General features: G+C 70.1%; 13 protein-coding genes. 5 read left to right on the plus strand and 8 right to left on the minus strand.

What is annotated here, in order from left to right; genetic code table 11:
- Nucleotides 1–52 precede the first annotated feature (52 nt).
- From AB0J87_RS55415 to AB0J87_RS55435, 5 genes are read right to left on the minus strand one after another with little or no spacing between them, the layout of a single operon-like run.
- Nucleotides 53–1,561 carry a glycoside hydrolase family 43 protein gene (locus AB0J87_RS55415; RefSeq protein ID WP_363982266.1) on the minus strand — a complete coding sequence of 503 codons (1,509 nt, stop codon included), beginning with the start codon at nt 1,559–1,561 and terminating at the stop codon, nt 53–55.
- Nucleotides 1,558–3,834: a glycoside hydrolase family 3 N-terminal domain-containing protein gene (locus AB0J87_RS55420; RefSeq protein WP_363982269.1), complete on the minus strand. Its 2,277-nt coding sequence runs from the start codon at nt 3,832–3,834 to the stop codon at nt 1,558–1,560. The genes AB0J87_RS55415 and AB0J87_RS55420 overlap by 4 nt, the downstream gene beginning before the upstream one ends.
- Before the next feature lie 20 nt (nt 3,835–3,854).
- Entirely contained in the window at nt 3,855–4,685 is an 831-nt protein-coding gene (locus AB0J87_RS55425; RefSeq protein WP_363982272.1) for a carbohydrate ABC transporter permease, read from the minus strand.
- Complete coding sequence (locus tag AB0J87_RS55430) at nt 4,685–5,632, minus strand: sugar ABC transporter permease (RefSeq protein WP_363982275.1); 948 nt, start codon at nt 5,630–5,632, stop codon at nt 4,685–4,687. The genes AB0J87_RS55425 and AB0J87_RS55430 overlap by 1 nt, the downstream gene beginning before the upstream one ends.
- A 7-nt stretch (nt 5,633–5,639) precedes the next feature.
- The gene (locus AB0J87_RS55435; RefSeq protein WP_363982277.1) at nt 5,640–6,923 is read right to left on the minus strand and encodes an extracellular solute-binding protein; all 1,284 of its coding nucleotides are present in this window, start codon (nt 6,921–6,923) and stop codon (nt 5,640–5,642) included.
- A 279-nt stretch (nt 6,924–7,202) separates the two neighbouring features.
- Here AB0J87_RS55435 and AB0J87_RS55440 point away from each other — a divergent pair, with 279 nt between their 5' ends.
- Entirely contained in the window at nt 7,203–8,234 is a 1,032-nt protein-coding gene (locus AB0J87_RS55440; RefSeq protein WP_363982280.1) for a LacI family DNA-binding transcriptional regulator, read from the plus strand.
- 36 nt (nt 8,235–8,270) lie between these two features.
- Here AB0J87_RS55440 and AB0J87_RS55445 read toward each other — a convergent pair whose 3' ends face one another.
- Both AB0J87_RS55445 and AB0J87_RS55450 read right to left on the minus strand, forming a co-directional pair.
- Complete coding sequence (locus AB0J87_RS55445) at nt 8,271–9,155, minus strand: class III extradiol ring-cleavage dioxygenase (RefSeq protein ID WP_363982283.1); 885 nt, start codon at nt 9,153–9,155, stop codon at nt 8,271–8,273.
- Entirely contained in the window at nt 9,152–9,697 is a 546-nt protein-coding gene (locus tag AB0J87_RS55450; RefSeq protein WP_363982287.1) for a MarR family winged helix-turn-helix transcriptional regulator, read from the minus strand. The genes AB0J87_RS55445 and AB0J87_RS55450 overlap by 4 nt, the downstream gene beginning before the upstream one ends.
- Before the next feature lie 122 nt (nt 9,698–9,819).
- Here AB0J87_RS55450 and AB0J87_RS55455 point away from each other — a divergent pair, with 122 nt between their 5' ends.
- The gene (locus AB0J87_RS55455) at nt 9,820–10,194 is read left to right on the plus strand and encodes a DoxX family protein (RefSeq protein WP_363982290.1); all 375 of its coding nucleotides are present in this window, start codon (nt 9,820–9,822) and stop codon (nt 10,192–10,194) included.
- Between the two features lie 15 nt (nt 10,195–10,209).
- On the opposite strand, the gene AB0J87_RS55460 is transcribed toward AB0J87_RS55455, so the two are convergent.
- On the minus strand, nt 10,210–11,244 hold the full coding sequence (locus AB0J87_RS55460) for a LacI family DNA-binding transcriptional regulator (RefSeq protein ID WP_350740890.1): 1,035 nt from the start codon (nt 11,242–11,244) through the stop codon (nt 10,210–10,212).
- A gap of 232 nt (nt 11,245–11,476) precedes the next feature.
- Here AB0J87_RS55460 and AB0J87_RS55465 point away from each other — a divergent pair, with 232 nt between their 5' ends.
- The 3 genes from AB0J87_RS55465 to AB0J87_RS55475 are packed head-to-tail and all read left to right on the plus strand — an operon-like array spanning nt 11,477 to nt 14,534.
- Nucleotides 11,477–12,784, plus strand: a complete 1,308-nt coding sequence (locus tag AB0J87_RS55465) for an extracellular solute-binding protein (protein WP_363982294.1) — start codon at nt 11,477–11,479, stop codon at nt 12,782–12,784.
- Complete coding sequence (locus AB0J87_RS55470) at nt 12,781–13,710, plus strand: sugar ABC transporter permease (protein ID WP_363971929.1); 930 nt, start codon at nt 12,781–12,783, stop codon at nt 13,708–13,710. The genes AB0J87_RS55465 and AB0J87_RS55470 overlap by 4 nt, the downstream gene beginning before the upstream one ends.
- Complete coding sequence (locus AB0J87_RS55475; RefSeq protein ID WP_363982296.1) at nt 13,707–14,534, plus strand: carbohydrate ABC transporter permease; 828 nt, start codon at nt 13,707–13,709, stop codon at nt 14,532–14,534. The genes AB0J87_RS55470 and AB0J87_RS55475 overlap by 4 nt, the downstream gene beginning before the upstream one ends.
- The last annotated feature ends 4 nt before the right edge of the window (nt 14,535–14,538 follow it).

Below are 14,538 nucleotides of genomic sequence, written 5' to 3' on the forward strand. Positions count from 1 at the left end.
TCCGCCGCCCATCACGCCCTGATCCGCTCCTCCCGAAGGGTGGGCGGTCCGGTCAGTGGTCGGCGGGCTGGTAGTCGAACCAGTCGAAGCTCGCGCTCCCCTCCGTCGCGTACATCCCGATCACCCGCCCCGTGAACCCGGTGGCCACCTCGGTGGACAGGTAGCGCCCGTCCAGCTCGGCCAGGAGCGTGCCGTCCGCCGAGAAGGCGATGGTGTCCGGCCCCCGGCCGTCCACCCCCACCGGCTCGTCGGCCGGTGAGATGACGGACGGCGGCAGGATGTCGCGGGTACGGATGTCGAGAGCGAGCGTGAGCGGCCCAGGCGGCACCGGACGCTCGGCCAGGCACTGCCGGAGCGGGCCGATGCGCGCGACCACCCGCACCAGCCCCCCTTCGACCTCCAGGTCGTAGTGGTGGGCCTCGTCCATCCGGACCGACACCCCGGCCGTGCCCGCGCCCGGCTCCAGCAGGGCGGTGACGCGGCAGTCGTGGTGCTGCTGGCGGCGGCCGACGAAGGTGTGGCCGGGGCGGTCGAGGGTCGGGCCGGTGGCGTGCAGGGTCAGCCGGCCGGGCCGCTCGGTCAGCGACCAGGAGCCGTCCGGTCGGCCGCGCGGCGAGATCCAGCAGGGCCGTAGCGAGGGCTCGTCGAAGTCGTCGCGGGAGGGCTCGGGCGGGAGCGGGTGCCAGGCGGCGGGCGCCGGGTGGCGTTCCTCGACGGGGCCCACGACCGGCCAGCCGTCCTCCCACCGTACGGGCGTGAGGAACGTCTCCCGCCCGAGCACCTGGTACTCGGGGGTGTAGCCGCGCGGGCGGGTGCCGAGCAGGACCATCCACCAGGTCCCGTCGGCGGCCTGAACGAGATCGGCGTGGCCGGTGCTCTGGATGGGCCGGTCGGTGCCGCGGTGCGTCAGGATCGGGTTGACCGGGCCGGGCTCGAACGGGCCGCGCGGCGAGCGGGCTCGGGCGATCGAGACGGCGTGGCCGCGCTCGGTGCCGCCCTCGGACATGAGCAGGTACCACCAGCCGTCCACCTGGTAGAGGTGCGGCGCTTCCGGATATTTCCCACCGGTGCCGGACCAGACCTGGTACGGCCCCTCCAGCATCCTGCCCTCGGCCGGATCGACGCGCGCCACCTGCGTGCCGGAGAAGGCGCACCAGCAGGCGCCGTCCTCGTCCCAGGTCAGGTCGGGGTCGATGCCGGGCAGGTCGATCCAGACCGGCTCGGACCAGGGGCCTTCGGGGCGTTCGGCGGTGACGATGAAGTTGCCGCCGGCCCTCACGTTGGTGGTGATCACATAGAAGCGCCCGTCGTGGTGGCGGATGGTGGGCGCGTAGATGCCGCCGGAGGCGGGCACGTCCGGCGGCAGGTTCAGTTGCGAGGGCCGGTCGAGGACGTTGCCGATCTGGCGCCAGTGCACGAGGTCGCGACTGTGGAAGATCGGCACGCCCGGGAAATACTCGAAGCTGGAGCACACCAGGTAGTAGTCCTCGCCGACCCGGCACACGCTGGGGTCCGGGTGGAACCCGGCGACGACGGGGTTGCCGTACGTACGCACGTTCACCCCTCCTTCCCGGGATCGACGACCAGCCGGATGGACGCGCTCAGCGGCAGGTCGGCGGCGGACGGCCCGGAGGACAGCACGATCTCCCCCGGTTCGACGAGCCGCCGCCCGCCGAGCCCGGTGAACGAGAACGCCTCGGCGGGCACCTCCAAGACCACCTCGCGGCTCTCCCCTGCGTCCAGGGGCACGCGGGCGAAGCCGACCAGCCACTGGACGGGCCGGGCGACCTGGGCCACCGGGTCGGTGGCGTAGACCTGCACGACCTCCTCGGCGCGCCGGTCACCGTCGTTGCGCACGGTCACCCGCACGTCGACCACGCCGTCCGTGCCGTATTCCGCCCTCGACGTCCGCATGGCCTCGTACGTGATCGCCGCGTACGACAGCCCGTGCCCGAAGGGAAAGGCCGGGGTCGGGTCGAGCACCGTGATGCCCTCCGCCTTCTGCCCCAGGGGTGGCTGGAGGTAGGTGGACGGGTTCACGAACGGCGAGTACGGGATCTGCACGGGCAGCCGCCCGGACGGGTTCACCCGGCCGCTGAGCACGCCGGCGACCGCGGTCGCACCCTCGACCCCGGGGAAGAACGCCTGGACCGCGGCGGCCACCCGGTCCTGGTAGGCGCCGAGCGCGTAAGGCCGCCCCGACACCACGACCAGCACGGTCGGCGTGCCTGTGGCCAGGACCGCCTCGACCAGGTCGGCCTGGCGGCCGGGCAGCCGCAGGTCGGCCGCGTCGCAGCCCTCGCCCGACGTGCCGCCGCCGAACATCCCGGCCCGGTCGCCGACGAACAGCAGCACCAGGTCGGCCTGGGCGGCGACCTCGGCGGCCTCGGGGATCCCCGACGCGTCGTCGCCCGACACCTCGGCTCCGAGGCAGTGGCGCACGTCGGCGTGGGGGAACTCGGCCGTCAGGCCCTCCAGGATCGAGGCGACCGGCAGGCCCATGCCGCTCTCGGGGAAGCGGTCGAGCACGTGGTTGGGGAAGGAGTAGCAGCCCATGAGGGTACGCGGGTCGTCGGCGCACGGCCCGATGACCGCCAGCCGCCGGGTCACGAGCGGGTCGACGGGCAGGGCCCGGCCGGGGTTGGACAGCAGCACGATGGAACGTTCCGCGACCTCGGCGGCCAGCTCGCGGTTGCGCGCGCTGTCCAGGTCCACGTCCTCGGCGCCGTCCGGGACGAGCGGGCCGCCGTCCAGCAGGCCGAGGTCGACCTTCTGCCGGAGCACGCGGCGTACCGACTCGTCCACGAGCGCCTCGTCGACGTGGCCCGCCTTCACCTGCTCGACCAGGTTGCGGCCGTACCCGCGGGTGTCGGGGAGCTCCACGTCGATCCCGGCCGACAGCGCGATCGCGCCCGCCGCCGCGACGTCCTCGGCCACCCGGTGCATGGACGCGAGGAACGGGACGGACCAGTAGTCCGACACCACCGTCCCCTCGAACCCCCACTCGTCCCGCAGCAGCCGCCGCATCAGGTCCGCGCTGGCGGCGGCCGGGACGCCGTCGAGGTCGGTGTAGGAGTTCATCACCGAACGCGCGCCGCCCTCGCGCAGCGCCGTCTCGAACGGCGGGAGGATCACGTCGGCGAGCTCGCGCGGGCCGATGCTGACGGGTGCGTGGTTGCGGGCCGCGCGCGAGGCCGCGTAGCCGGCGAAGTGCTTCAGGGTGGCGATGATCCCGGCGTTTTCCAGCCCGCGCACGTAGGCCGCGCCGATCTTGCCCACCAGGTACGGGTCCTCGCCCAGCGTCTCCTCGACCCGCCCCCAGCGATAGTCGCGTACGACGTCCAGCACCGGCGACAGGCCCTGGTGCACGCCGGCGTCCCGCAGATCGGCGCCGATCGCCGCCGCCATGCGCTCGACCAGACCGGGGTCGAACGTCGCCGCCCAGGCCAGCGGCGTCGGGTACGCGGTCGCCCCGAACGTCGCGAACCCGGTCAGGCACTCCTCATGGGCGATCGCGGGCACGCCGAGCCGGTTCGAGGTCACCACGCGCTCCTGCAGCTCCCGTAGCCGGGCCGCGCCCTCGGCCGCGGACAGCGGCTCGGTGCCGTACACGCGGGTGAGATGCCCGACCCCGTCGCGCAGCCGCTCCTCCAGCCCCTCCACCGCGGCGAAGCGGTCCTGCAGGGGCGCGACGTTGCCGGGGTCGTCGGTCTGGATCCACACGGAGCCGAGCTGCGCGACCTTCTCCTCCAGCGTCATCTCGGCCAGCAGGGCCTCGACGCGTTCGGCGGACGGGCGGCCGCGGTCACGCCACGGCTCATTCACGAATGTCATGACTTCCTTAATGTGAGTTCTCAGCCCTTGAAGGCGCCGTCCATGATCCCCGCCACCATCCGCCTGCCGACGAACACGAACAGCACCAGCAGCGGCAGGGTGGCCAGGAAAGAGCCCGACATGGCCAGGCCGAGGTCGACGTCGAGGCTGTTCTGCAGCGCCTTGATGGCGATCTGCGCGGTGTACATCTCGGGCGACTTCAGCACGATGAACGGCCACAGGAAGTCGTTCCACGAGGTGACGAAGCCGAGCAGCCCGAGCACGAACGCGGCCGGCCGCACCAGCGGGAACGCGATGCGCCAGAAGATCTGCCAGGTGTTCGCCCCGTCGATGCGGGCCGCCTGCAGGATCTCGTCGCTGATCGTCGTGGACAGGTGCTGGCGCATCCAGAAGATGCCGAACGCGCTGGCCAGGCCGGGCACGATGAGGGCCTGCAACGTGTCCACCCAGTCCAGGGAAGAGATGATCATGTACTGCGGGATGACCGCGAGCTGCGTGGGCACGGTCATGGTGAGCACGACGATCAGGAAGAGCACGTTGCGGCCGGGGAAGCGCAGCTTGGCGAAGGCGAACCCGGCCAGGGAGCAGAGCACCGCGTGCCCGACGGCGATCGTCCCGGCCACGATCAGGCTGTTGACGATCGAGCGCACGAACGGCACGGTCGTGAACACCAGCTCGGCCAGGTGGAAGAAGTTGCCGCCCGGCGTGATCTTCGGCGGCAGCTGGGTGGCGGTCGCCGAGTCGGTCGTGGCCACCACGAACATCCAGTACAGCGGGAAGATGCAGGCGAACGCCGCCAGCCCCAGCAGGAGGTAGGTCCACCAGGGGACCCGATTGCTCTTGGAGGTCATCAGCGCTCCGGGCGGATGCGGGTGGACAGGAGGTAGTTGACCGTCGCGGCGACGATGACGAGGACGAACAGGGCCACGCCGATGGCCGCGCCGTAACCGAACTGGAACTGGCCGAAGCCCTGCTCGTACAGGAACAACGTGAGCGTCTGGCACTGCCGGATCGCCCCGCAGGTCTGCGACCGGGAGATCAGCAGCGGCTCGGTGAAGATCTGCAGCCCGCCGATCGTCGAGGTCACGACCGTGAAGACGATGACGGGACGCAGCGACGGGATGGAGATGTGGCGGAACTGCTTCCACCCGCCCGCGCCGTCCACCGCCGCCGCCTCGTAGATCGCGCGCGGGATCGCCTGCAGCGAGGCCAGGTAGAGCAGGGTCGTGTAGCCGAACCAGCGCCAGGTCACCATCACGGCGATCAGCAGGTGGCTGCCCCACACCGACTGCTTGAAGTCGATGGGCTCCACGCCGACGAACCCCAGCAGCCAGTTGAGCAGGCCGTAGTCGCGGTCGAACATCTGGGCGAAGACGATCGTGGTGGCCGCCACCGAGGTGATGTACGGCACCAGCATCGACATCCGGAAGAAGACCGCCAGCCGCAGCCGCGCGTGGTTGAGCAGGTGGGCCAGGAGCAGCGCCAGGACCAGCTGCGGGACGGTGGACAGCACCCAGATGCTGATCGTGTTCTTGAGCGCGTTCCAGAACCGGGCGTCGGCGAGCAGGCGGCTGAAGTTGTCGAAGCCGATGAAGACGTGCTCGCCGATGGGGTTCCAGTCGAACAGCGCCACGTAGAACGTGAACAGCAGCGGAACCAGGCCGAAGACCGCGAAGATCAGGAAGAACGGGGCGATGTAGAAGTAAGGGGCGATGCGCTCGCCGATGCTCTGCCGCACCCGAGTCGTGAGCGCGGGCGGCGTCTCCACCGCCCGCGGCGTGCTGAGGCTCGTCGTCACGCTGGTCCTACTTGCCGATGGCCGTCTTGACGTTGGCCAGCGCCGTGTCCCACGCCTTGGCCGGATCGCCCTTGCCCTGCTCGACGTTCGTGATCGCGTTCTGCAGCTCCTGGCCGATGGCGGAGCTGTCCGGGCCGATGTAGAACGGCTTGAGCCCGAGCAGCGAGTTCGTGTAGATCGCGCCGATCGGCGCGCCGGAGAAGAACTCGTCCTTCAGCCCGGTGAGCTTGGCGTCCTTGTAGACCGACGGGGTCGTGGGCAGCGAGCCGGAGTCCAAAAAGTGCGTCAGCTGGCCCTGCGGCGACTGGGTCTTGGTGATGTACTCCCAGGCCGCCTTGGCGTTCTTGGCGCCCTTGGGGATCGCCAGGTAGCTGCCGCCCCAGTTGCCCGCCCCGCCGGGGATGGTGGCGACGTCCCACTTGCCCTTGGTGTCGGGGGCGTTCCTGCGGATCGCACCCAGCATCCACGACGGCGCGGAGATCACCGCGAACTGGCCCTTGCCCATGCCCGCGGTCCAGCCCTCGGTGAACGAGCCCTGCTTGGCCGTGATCCCGGCCTGCACGGCCTTGAGCGACAGGTCGAAGGCCGTCTTGACCTGCGGGCTGGTGCTGTAGACGACGTTGCCCGAGGGGTCGTAGTACTTCTGCGGTCCCTGGTTGACCGCCTGGTAGAACACGCTGGTGGCCGCGTTGTCCATGAACGCCTTGCCGGTCTTGGCGGTGTACTTCTTGCCGGTCTCGATAAAGGCGTCCCAGGTGGACCAGAGCTTGCCCACCTCCTCGCGGTCGGTCGGCAGGCCCGCCTCCTTGAACAGGTCGGCCCGGTAGGCGACGGCCATGCCGCCCACGTCCGTCGGGATGCCGATGATCTCACCGCCCTTGGCGGTGCTCGCGCTCATCACCCAGTCGAGGTAGTCGCCCTTGATCTTGTCGGCGCCGAGCTGGCGCAGGTCGTAGAAGTTCTGGGGCTGCTGGACGAACTTGGGCAGGTCGTCGCCCTGGATGAGGACGAGGTCGGGCACCTTGCCGCCGGCCAGCGCCGTGGTGAGCGCCTGCGCCGTCTCGACCGAGCTGCCCACCTCGGTGAGCTTGATCTGCCAGCCGGGGTTCTGCTTCTGGTAGTCGTCGACGGAGGCCTTCTGGTCGATCCCGGAGAACGACCAGAACTCGAACGACTTGCTGTCGCCGCCCGACGGCTGGGACGGGGTGCCGCCAGTGCCGCCACCGCAGGCGGCCGTGGACAGGGCGAGGGCCGCGGCGAGCACGACCGGGGTTACGTTGCGGAGCTTCACGTCGGTCTCTTTCGGTGGGGGGCCGGCGCTCAGGAGCGGAGCGCTGGGGCGATGTCGTAGTAGGCGGGCGCGGCCGTCACGCCGCGTTTGGAGACAGGTCGATGCATGCCGCGCTCCTTCGAATGGGGGGTTCGCCAGCGCGTCGGAAAGTTTCGGTCCAAGGTCCGATCGTTAAGCCCGGACTCTAGGTCGAATTCCCGAAACCCGTCAAGAACCTCCTCGTAAGACCGCCGAAACAATCGGTCCCACAATCCGAAACCCTCCCGTTAGACTGCGGCCATGACCGCCACCGAGGAGCCGTCCGCCACGCCACAGCCGCTGACCATCACGCAGCTCGCCGAGCTGGCCGGCGTGTCCACCGCGACCGTCTCCAAGGTGGTCAACGGCCGCTCCGAGGTCGCCCCCGAGACCCGCGCCCTCGTCGAGGGCCTCATCCGCCGCCACGGCTACCGCCGGCAGCGCCGGCGCGTCAACGCGTCCGCCCTGGTGGAGGTGGTGTTCCACGCTCTGGGCGGCGACTATCCGATCGAGATGATCAAGGGGGTCGACCAGGTCGCCCGCGAGCACCACCTGGCCGTGGTGATCTCCGACATGCAGCAGCGCTCCGGCCCCGGGCACGGCTGGATCGAAGGCGTGCTGAGCCGCCGCCCGGCGGGCGTGATCGCGGTGTTCTCCGGACTGACCAAGGAGCAGCGCGACCAGCTCGTCACCCGCGACATCCCCATCGTCCTGCTCGACCCGTCGGGCGATCCCGGGCCCGGCGTCCCCTCGGTCGGCGCGGGCAACTGGAGCGGCGGCCTGTCGGCCACCCGCCACCTGCTCGACCTCGGCCATCGCCGCATCGCCGTCATCACCGGGCCCGACTGGGCCCTGTCCAGCCGGGCCCGGCTCGACGGCTACCGCACCGCGCTCGACCTGGCCGGAGTGCCCGTCGACCCCGAGCTGATCGGCTCGGGCGACTTCATCATCGAGGGCGGCCTGGCCCAGGCCCACCGGCTGCTGCGCCTGCCCGACCCGCCGACCGCGATCTTCGCCTGCAACGACGGGGAGGCCGTCGGCGTCTATCGCGCCGCCTACGAGCTGGGCCTGCGCATCCCCGGTGACCTGAGCGTCGTCGGCTTCGACGACCTGCCCTCGGTGCAGTGGGCGGTCCCGCCACTGACCACGGTCCGCCAGCCGCTCACCGAGATGGCCGCCACGGCCACCACCATGCTCATGAAGCTCGCGCAGGGCGAGCCGCTGGCGCAGACCCGGGTCGAGCTGGGCACCGAGCTGATCGTCCGGGCCAGCACCGCGCCGCCGTCACGCTGACCGAAACTTTCTGGATTCTTGCCGTACGTATCGGCGCTACGCGACCGTCTGGAAGGACCGCTTGGAGAATCCGATCATGTAGCCGTCGATGATCGTCGTCACCGGCCGGTCCACCCGGCCGCTCGCCCCCAGCGTGACGAACAGCGGGATGTAGTGGTCGACGGTCGGATGCGCGTACGGCATGCCGGGCGCGCGGGTCCGGAACGCCGCCAGCTCCCCCACGTCGCCCCTGGCCAGGGCATCGGCCGCCCAGGCGTCGAAGTCGGAGGACCAGGCGGGGACGACGCCCCGGTGGAGCATCTCCGGGGTGACGAAGGGGAGCCCGTGCGTCATGAACCCCGAGCCGATCACCAGCACGCCCTCCTCCCGCAGCGGGGCCAGCCGCGCCCCGAGCTCCAGCAGCCGGTCGGGGTCGTGGGTCGGCATGCTGAGCTGCAGCACCGGGATGTCGCCGAGCGGGTACATGGCCATCAGCGGCACCCACGCCCCGTGGTCGAGGCCGCGGCTGGGGTGCTGGTGGACCGGCTCGCTGTCGGGCATCATCGCGGCCACCCGCCGGGCGAGCGCGCCGGCGTCGGGGGTGTCGTACGTCATGGCGTAGTAGCGCGGGTGGAAGCCGCCGAAGTCGTAGACCAGCGGGGTGCCGGCGGCGGGCGCGGACAGGGCCAGCGGCGCGGCCTCCCAGTGGGCGGAGACGATGAGGATGCTCCTGGGCTTGGGCAGCGACTGCGCCCAGGCGAACAGCTCGCCGATCCAGGGCCCGTCGTCGAAGAGCGGGGGCGCTCCGTGGCTGAGGTAGAGAGCGGGGAGCGGGCCGTCGGCGGGCGTCCAGGAGCGCTGGGCCCGCGCCCGGGGCAGCGCGCCGGGCAGGAAAGCGTCGTAGGCCCCGGCGGGGATGTCCGGGTTGAGGATGGACGTCATGAGGGCTCCCGGTTGGGGATGGTGTCGGGGTCGGGCTCCGGGCGCGCGGTGGCCGGGTGCCGGTCGAGGCAGCCGTCGCCGGGGTCGATGGCGTGGGTGATGCGGCGGCCGATCTCGCGCAGCTGCCGGATCTGCGCCTTGGTGAGGGGGTCGAAGACGAAGCCGCGTACGGCCTCGACGTGCCCGGGGGCGGTCTCGACGACCTTCTCCCAGCCCTCCCCGGTGAGGATGGCCAGGGTGTAGCGGCCGTCGTCCGGGTCCGGGGTGCGGCGCACCCAGCCGCGCTTCTCCAGCCGGTTGACGACGTGGGACAGACGGGACAGCGACCCCTCCGAGATCACCGCCAGGTCGCTCATGCGCATGGTGCGTTCGGGGGTCATCGACAGCCCGGCCAGCACCTGATACTCGAAGTGGCTGATCCCGGCGTCGCGCAGCAGCTGCCCGTCCAGCGCGGCCGGCAGCTTGATCAGCACGGTGACCAGAGCCAGCCAGCTCTCCATCTCCTCGGCGGTCAGCCAGCGCGGCTCCTGAGGGTGCTCCATGTTCTCCACTCTAACTTGATGAATCAAGTGATCACGCGTCGACTCACGCTTGACGCTTCAAGTACGACGTGCGTATCTTCCGGTTGAAGCTTTAAGTCATCTCGCCATCGATCGGACTTCCGATGAACGTCGTTTTGTGGATCATCGCCGGCCTCCTCGCCCTGGCCTTCCTCGGGGCCGGGCTGATGAAGCTGTCCCAGCCGAAGGAGAAGCTGGCCACCTCCGGCCTGGCCTGGACGGAGGACTTCTCCGCCGGAGCCGTCAAGGGCATCGGCGCCCTGGAGGTGCTGGCCGGCATCGGGCTCATCCTGCCCGCGGCGCTGGGCATCGTCCCGGTGCTGACGCCGCTGGCCGCCGCCGGCCTGGTCATCGTCATGATCGGGGCCGCGGTCGTACACGTCCGCCGAAAGGAATACCAGGGGATCGTCATCAACGCGGTGCTCCTCCTGCTGGCCGCCGTCGTGGCCTGGGGCCGCTTCGGCCCGTACTCCTTCTGACCTGACGCCCGCGCGTCAGGCGGGCGGGGCGGTGGAGCGGCGGGTCACCAAGGTGGGCGTGACGGAGAAGCGCACCGCCGTCGTGCGGCCCTCGATCCGCTCCAGCAGCAGCCGCCCCGCCGTCTTGCCCATGATGACCCCGTCCTGGTCCACGCTGGTCAGCGAGATGTGCGAAAGGGCCGCCGCGCGGGCGTTGTCGTAGCCGACCACGGAGACGTCGCCGGGGACGGCCAGCCCGGCCTCGTGGATGGCCGCGAGCGCGCCGAAGGCCGCCTGGTCGGCGCCGGCGAAGATGGCCGTGGGCCGGGGCGTGCGGGCCAGCAGCTCGCACGTCCCCTGGTGGCCGCCCTCCTCGGTGTAGGCGGTGGCGGCGAGAGCGATGTGCTCGGCCAGGCCGTGCTCGGCCATCACCCGCTCGTACGTCCTGGCCCTGATGGTGTGCAGCAGCGTCACGGAGCGGACGGCCCCGACGTCCTTCTGCGTGATGTGCGCGATGCGGCGGTGGCCGAGCGCGATGAGATGCTCGACGGCGAGCTCGGCCCCCGCCTCGTCGTCGTCGAGCACGGAGTCGTAGACCGCCGAACGGTCGTGGCGGCCGAGCACGACGGTGGGCGTGTTCCTGGCCATCTCTTCGAGGCGGGCCCTGGCGATGACGGCGGCGACGACGAGGATCCCGTCCACCTGCCGGTCCACCAGGGCGTCGATGGCGCGGACCTCGGCCTCGGCGTCCCTGCCGCTGCCCTGGACGATGATGGCCTGGTAGCCGGCGCCCGCTATCTGCTCGTCGAAGCCGTCGAGGATGTCGGCGAAGAACGGGTTCCTGATGTGCGGCAGCACCACGCCGAACGTGAACGTGCGCCCCCGCATCGCCCGGGCCGCGGCCTGCGGCCGGTAGCCGAGCTCGTCGATGGCGGCCTGCACTTTGACGCGCATCGCCTCGCTGACCCCGTACGCATTGCGCAGCACCTTCGACACGGCGGTGGTGGAGACCCGGGCGTGGCTCGCCACATCGGTGATCGTCACCCGTCGCCGCCCGTCGCGCGTGACCATGTGACGCACCCCGTTCGACTCGACGCGACCCGATTGTACGAGCTCCAGACCGGTGCCGCGATGAATAACGTTACCCATTCAAGAGATCGGATATCCAAGAGTCCACCCGCTCCACGTGGATCACGATTGGGGACCGTTCCTCAAATCGAGCCTTGACCGCCAGGCCCTGTAACGCTTACGTTAACTCGCATCGGGGGGCGTTAAAACGATTCAACGGACCCGGAGGGGCGTTGTGAAGACCTCTCACCGCGCGCTGGGAGCGGCTCTGGCCGTTCTCACGATGACGGCCCTGACCTCCTGCGGCTCAAGCTCGGGCGCCGAGCCGGCAGCCGACGGCACAGTCACCCTGAAATACCTCGTGGACAACGGCCAGGGCTCGGTCGACACGGCCAAGGCCATGACGGAAGCCTTCATGAAGGCCAATCCCAAGATCAAGATCGAGATGGAGACGCGACCGCCCGGCAGCGAGGGTGACAACATCGTCAAGACCAGGCTCTCGACGGGCGACATGACGGATGTGTTCGCGTACAACTCCGGGTCGCTGCTGCAAGCGCTCAACCCGTCGCAGACCCTGGTCGACCTGGCCGGCGACCCGGCGATCCAGAACGTCCAGAAGGACTTCCTGCCGGTGGTGAGCCAGGGCGACCACGTGTTCGGCGTGCCCTCCGGCACCGCCCTGGGCGGCGGCATCCTCTACAACCGCAAGGTCTACGAGAAGCTCGGCCTGCAGGTCCCGAAGACCTGGGACGAGTTCATGGCCAACAACGAGAAGATCAAGGCGGCCGGGATCGCGCCGGTGATCTCGACGTTCAAGGACACCTGGACCTCGCAGCTGTTCGTGCTCGGCGACTTCTACAACGTGCAGGCCGCGGTCCCGAGCTTCGCCGCCGACTACACCGCGGGCAAGGCCAAGTTCGCCACCACGCCGGCGGCGCTGGCCGGGTTCCAGCACCTGGCCGACGTCAAGGCCAAGGGCTACCTCAACGAGGGCTTCGGCTCGGCGACCGCCGACCAGGGCATGAAGATGCTGGTCGAGGGCAAGGGCGCGCACTACCCGATGCTCAGCGCCCAGGTGCCGCCGCTGGTGGACACGATGCCGCAGGCGGCCACCGACATCGGCTTCTTCGGCGTCCCCGGCACCGACGCCGCCAAGAACGGCGCCACCCTCTGGGAGCCGGGCGGCGTCTACATCCCCAAGACCACCAAGAACCTGGACGCGGCCAAGAAGTTCCTGGCCTTCGTCGCCTCGCCGGCCGCGACCGAAGCGGTCAGCAAGGTCGTGCAGCCCTCGGGGCCGTACCGGATCACGGGCGCCAAGCTGCCGGACGACGCCGTGCAGGTGGCCAAGGACCTTCAGGCGTACATCGACAAGAGCGCCACCGCGCCCGCGCTGGAGTTCCTGTCCCCGGTGAAGGGCCCGTCTCTGGAGCAGATCACCGTCGCGGTCGGCTCGGGGCTGACGCCGGCCGCCGAGGGGGCGGCCCAGTACGACAAGGATGTCGAGAAGCAGGCCAAGCAGTTGGGGCTCGCGGGGTGGTGACCAGGCAGGACGCCGGGCCCCGCTCGGGGCCCGGCCCGGCACTCGCGCGGCCGCCCGCCGGCCCGGCCAGGCGCAAGTCGGCCTACCCGTACGCGCTCTACCTGCCGGCGGCCGTCGTCTACCTGGTGATCTTCCTGGTGCCGACGGTGATGGCCTTCTACTTCGCGCTGACCCGCTGGACCCTGTTCGACAGCACCTTCGTGGGCCTGGACAACTTCCGCGACTTCCTGTCCGAGCAGAACCTGCGCATCGGCTTCACCAACACACTGTTCTACGCCGTCGTCACCAGCGGCCTCAAGGTGGTCCTCGGCCTGCTGCTCGGCGTGCTGCTCACCAGCAAGTTGCGGCTGCGCGGATTCCTGCGCTCGGTGGTGTTCTTCCCCGTCCTGGTCTCCACGGTCGCGGTCGGCATCACCTTCAGCGCCCTGCTCAGACCCGACACCGGCCTGGTCAACAAGGCCCTGGCCGTGGTCGGCATCGACGGCCCCGACTGGCTCGGCGACGCCGGCACGGCCCTGCTGTCGGTCGCTCTGGTGGATGTGTGGAAGGGCGTCGGCATCGCCACCGTCATCTACATCGCCGGCATCCTGTCCATCCCCCGCGACTACTACCAGGCCGTGGCCGTGGACGGCGGCGGGGCCTGGCACCGCTTCCGCCACGTCACCCTCCCGCTGTCCTGGCCGGCCACCTACTCGGTGATCATCCTGTCGTTCATCGGCGGCCTGCGCTCGTTCGACCTGATCTGGACGATGACCCGTGGCGGGCCCGGCTTCACCAGCGACACCATCGCCTCGATCATCTACAAGCAGTACCAGGCCGGCTTCTTCGGCCTGTCCACCGCCGGCAACGTGCTGCTGTTCGTCGTGGTCACCGCCATCGTCGTCCCGCTCAACTACTTCCTCGGCAAAAGGCAGGTGCCCGCATGACCGCGCTGAGAAGGCTCGGTGCCGAGGCGATCGCGCTGGTGCTGGCCGGGGTGATCTTCCTGATCCCGTTCGCGCTCATGCTGCTGACCGCGGTCAAGGACCAGACGCAGGCCACCGACCTGGACTTCGCCTGGCCGGCCAACTGGCCGATCGTGCAGAACTTCGTGGACGTGATCGAGGCCCGCGACTACGTGCTGCTGCGCGCCTACGTCAACAGCACCGTCCTGACCGTCGCGTCGGTCGTGCTGATCGTCGTGTTCGCCTCCATGGCCGCGTTCGTGCTGCAGCGCCGCACGGGCAAGCTCGGCTCGGTGGCCAACTTCCTGGTGCTGACCGGGCTGATCATCCCGCCCGCGATCGTGCCCACCATCTGGCTGCTGCAGGCGCTCGGCCTGTTCAAGACCCTGCCGGGGCTGATCCTCATCGAGGTGGCCTTCCACATGGCGTACTCGGTGCTGCTGTTCCGGGCGTTCATCGCGGCCATCCCGCGCGAGCTGGACGAGGCCGCCCAGATCGACGGCTGCACCGGGCTCGCGCTCTTCTTCCGGGTGATCTTCCCCCTGCTCAAGCCGGTCACCATCACCGTGGTCCTGACCACCTCGGTGGCCATCTTCAACGACTTCGTCAACCCGCTCTACTTCACCCCCGGCGACGACAACGCCACCGTGCAGGTGACCCTCTACAACTTCCAGAGCCAGTACAACACCCAGTGGAACCTGCTGTTCATGGACATCGTCCTGATCACGATCCCACCGCTGCTGCTCTTCATCTTCTTCAACCGCAAGATCGTCGCCGGCATGACCGCCGGCGCCATCAAGGGCTAGGAGA

This window comes from Nonomuraea sp. NPDC049625 (assembly GCF_040675285.1).
GTDB lineage: Bacteria > Actinomycetota > Actinomycetes > Streptosporangiales > Streptosporangiaceae > Nonomuraea > Nonomuraea angiospora_A.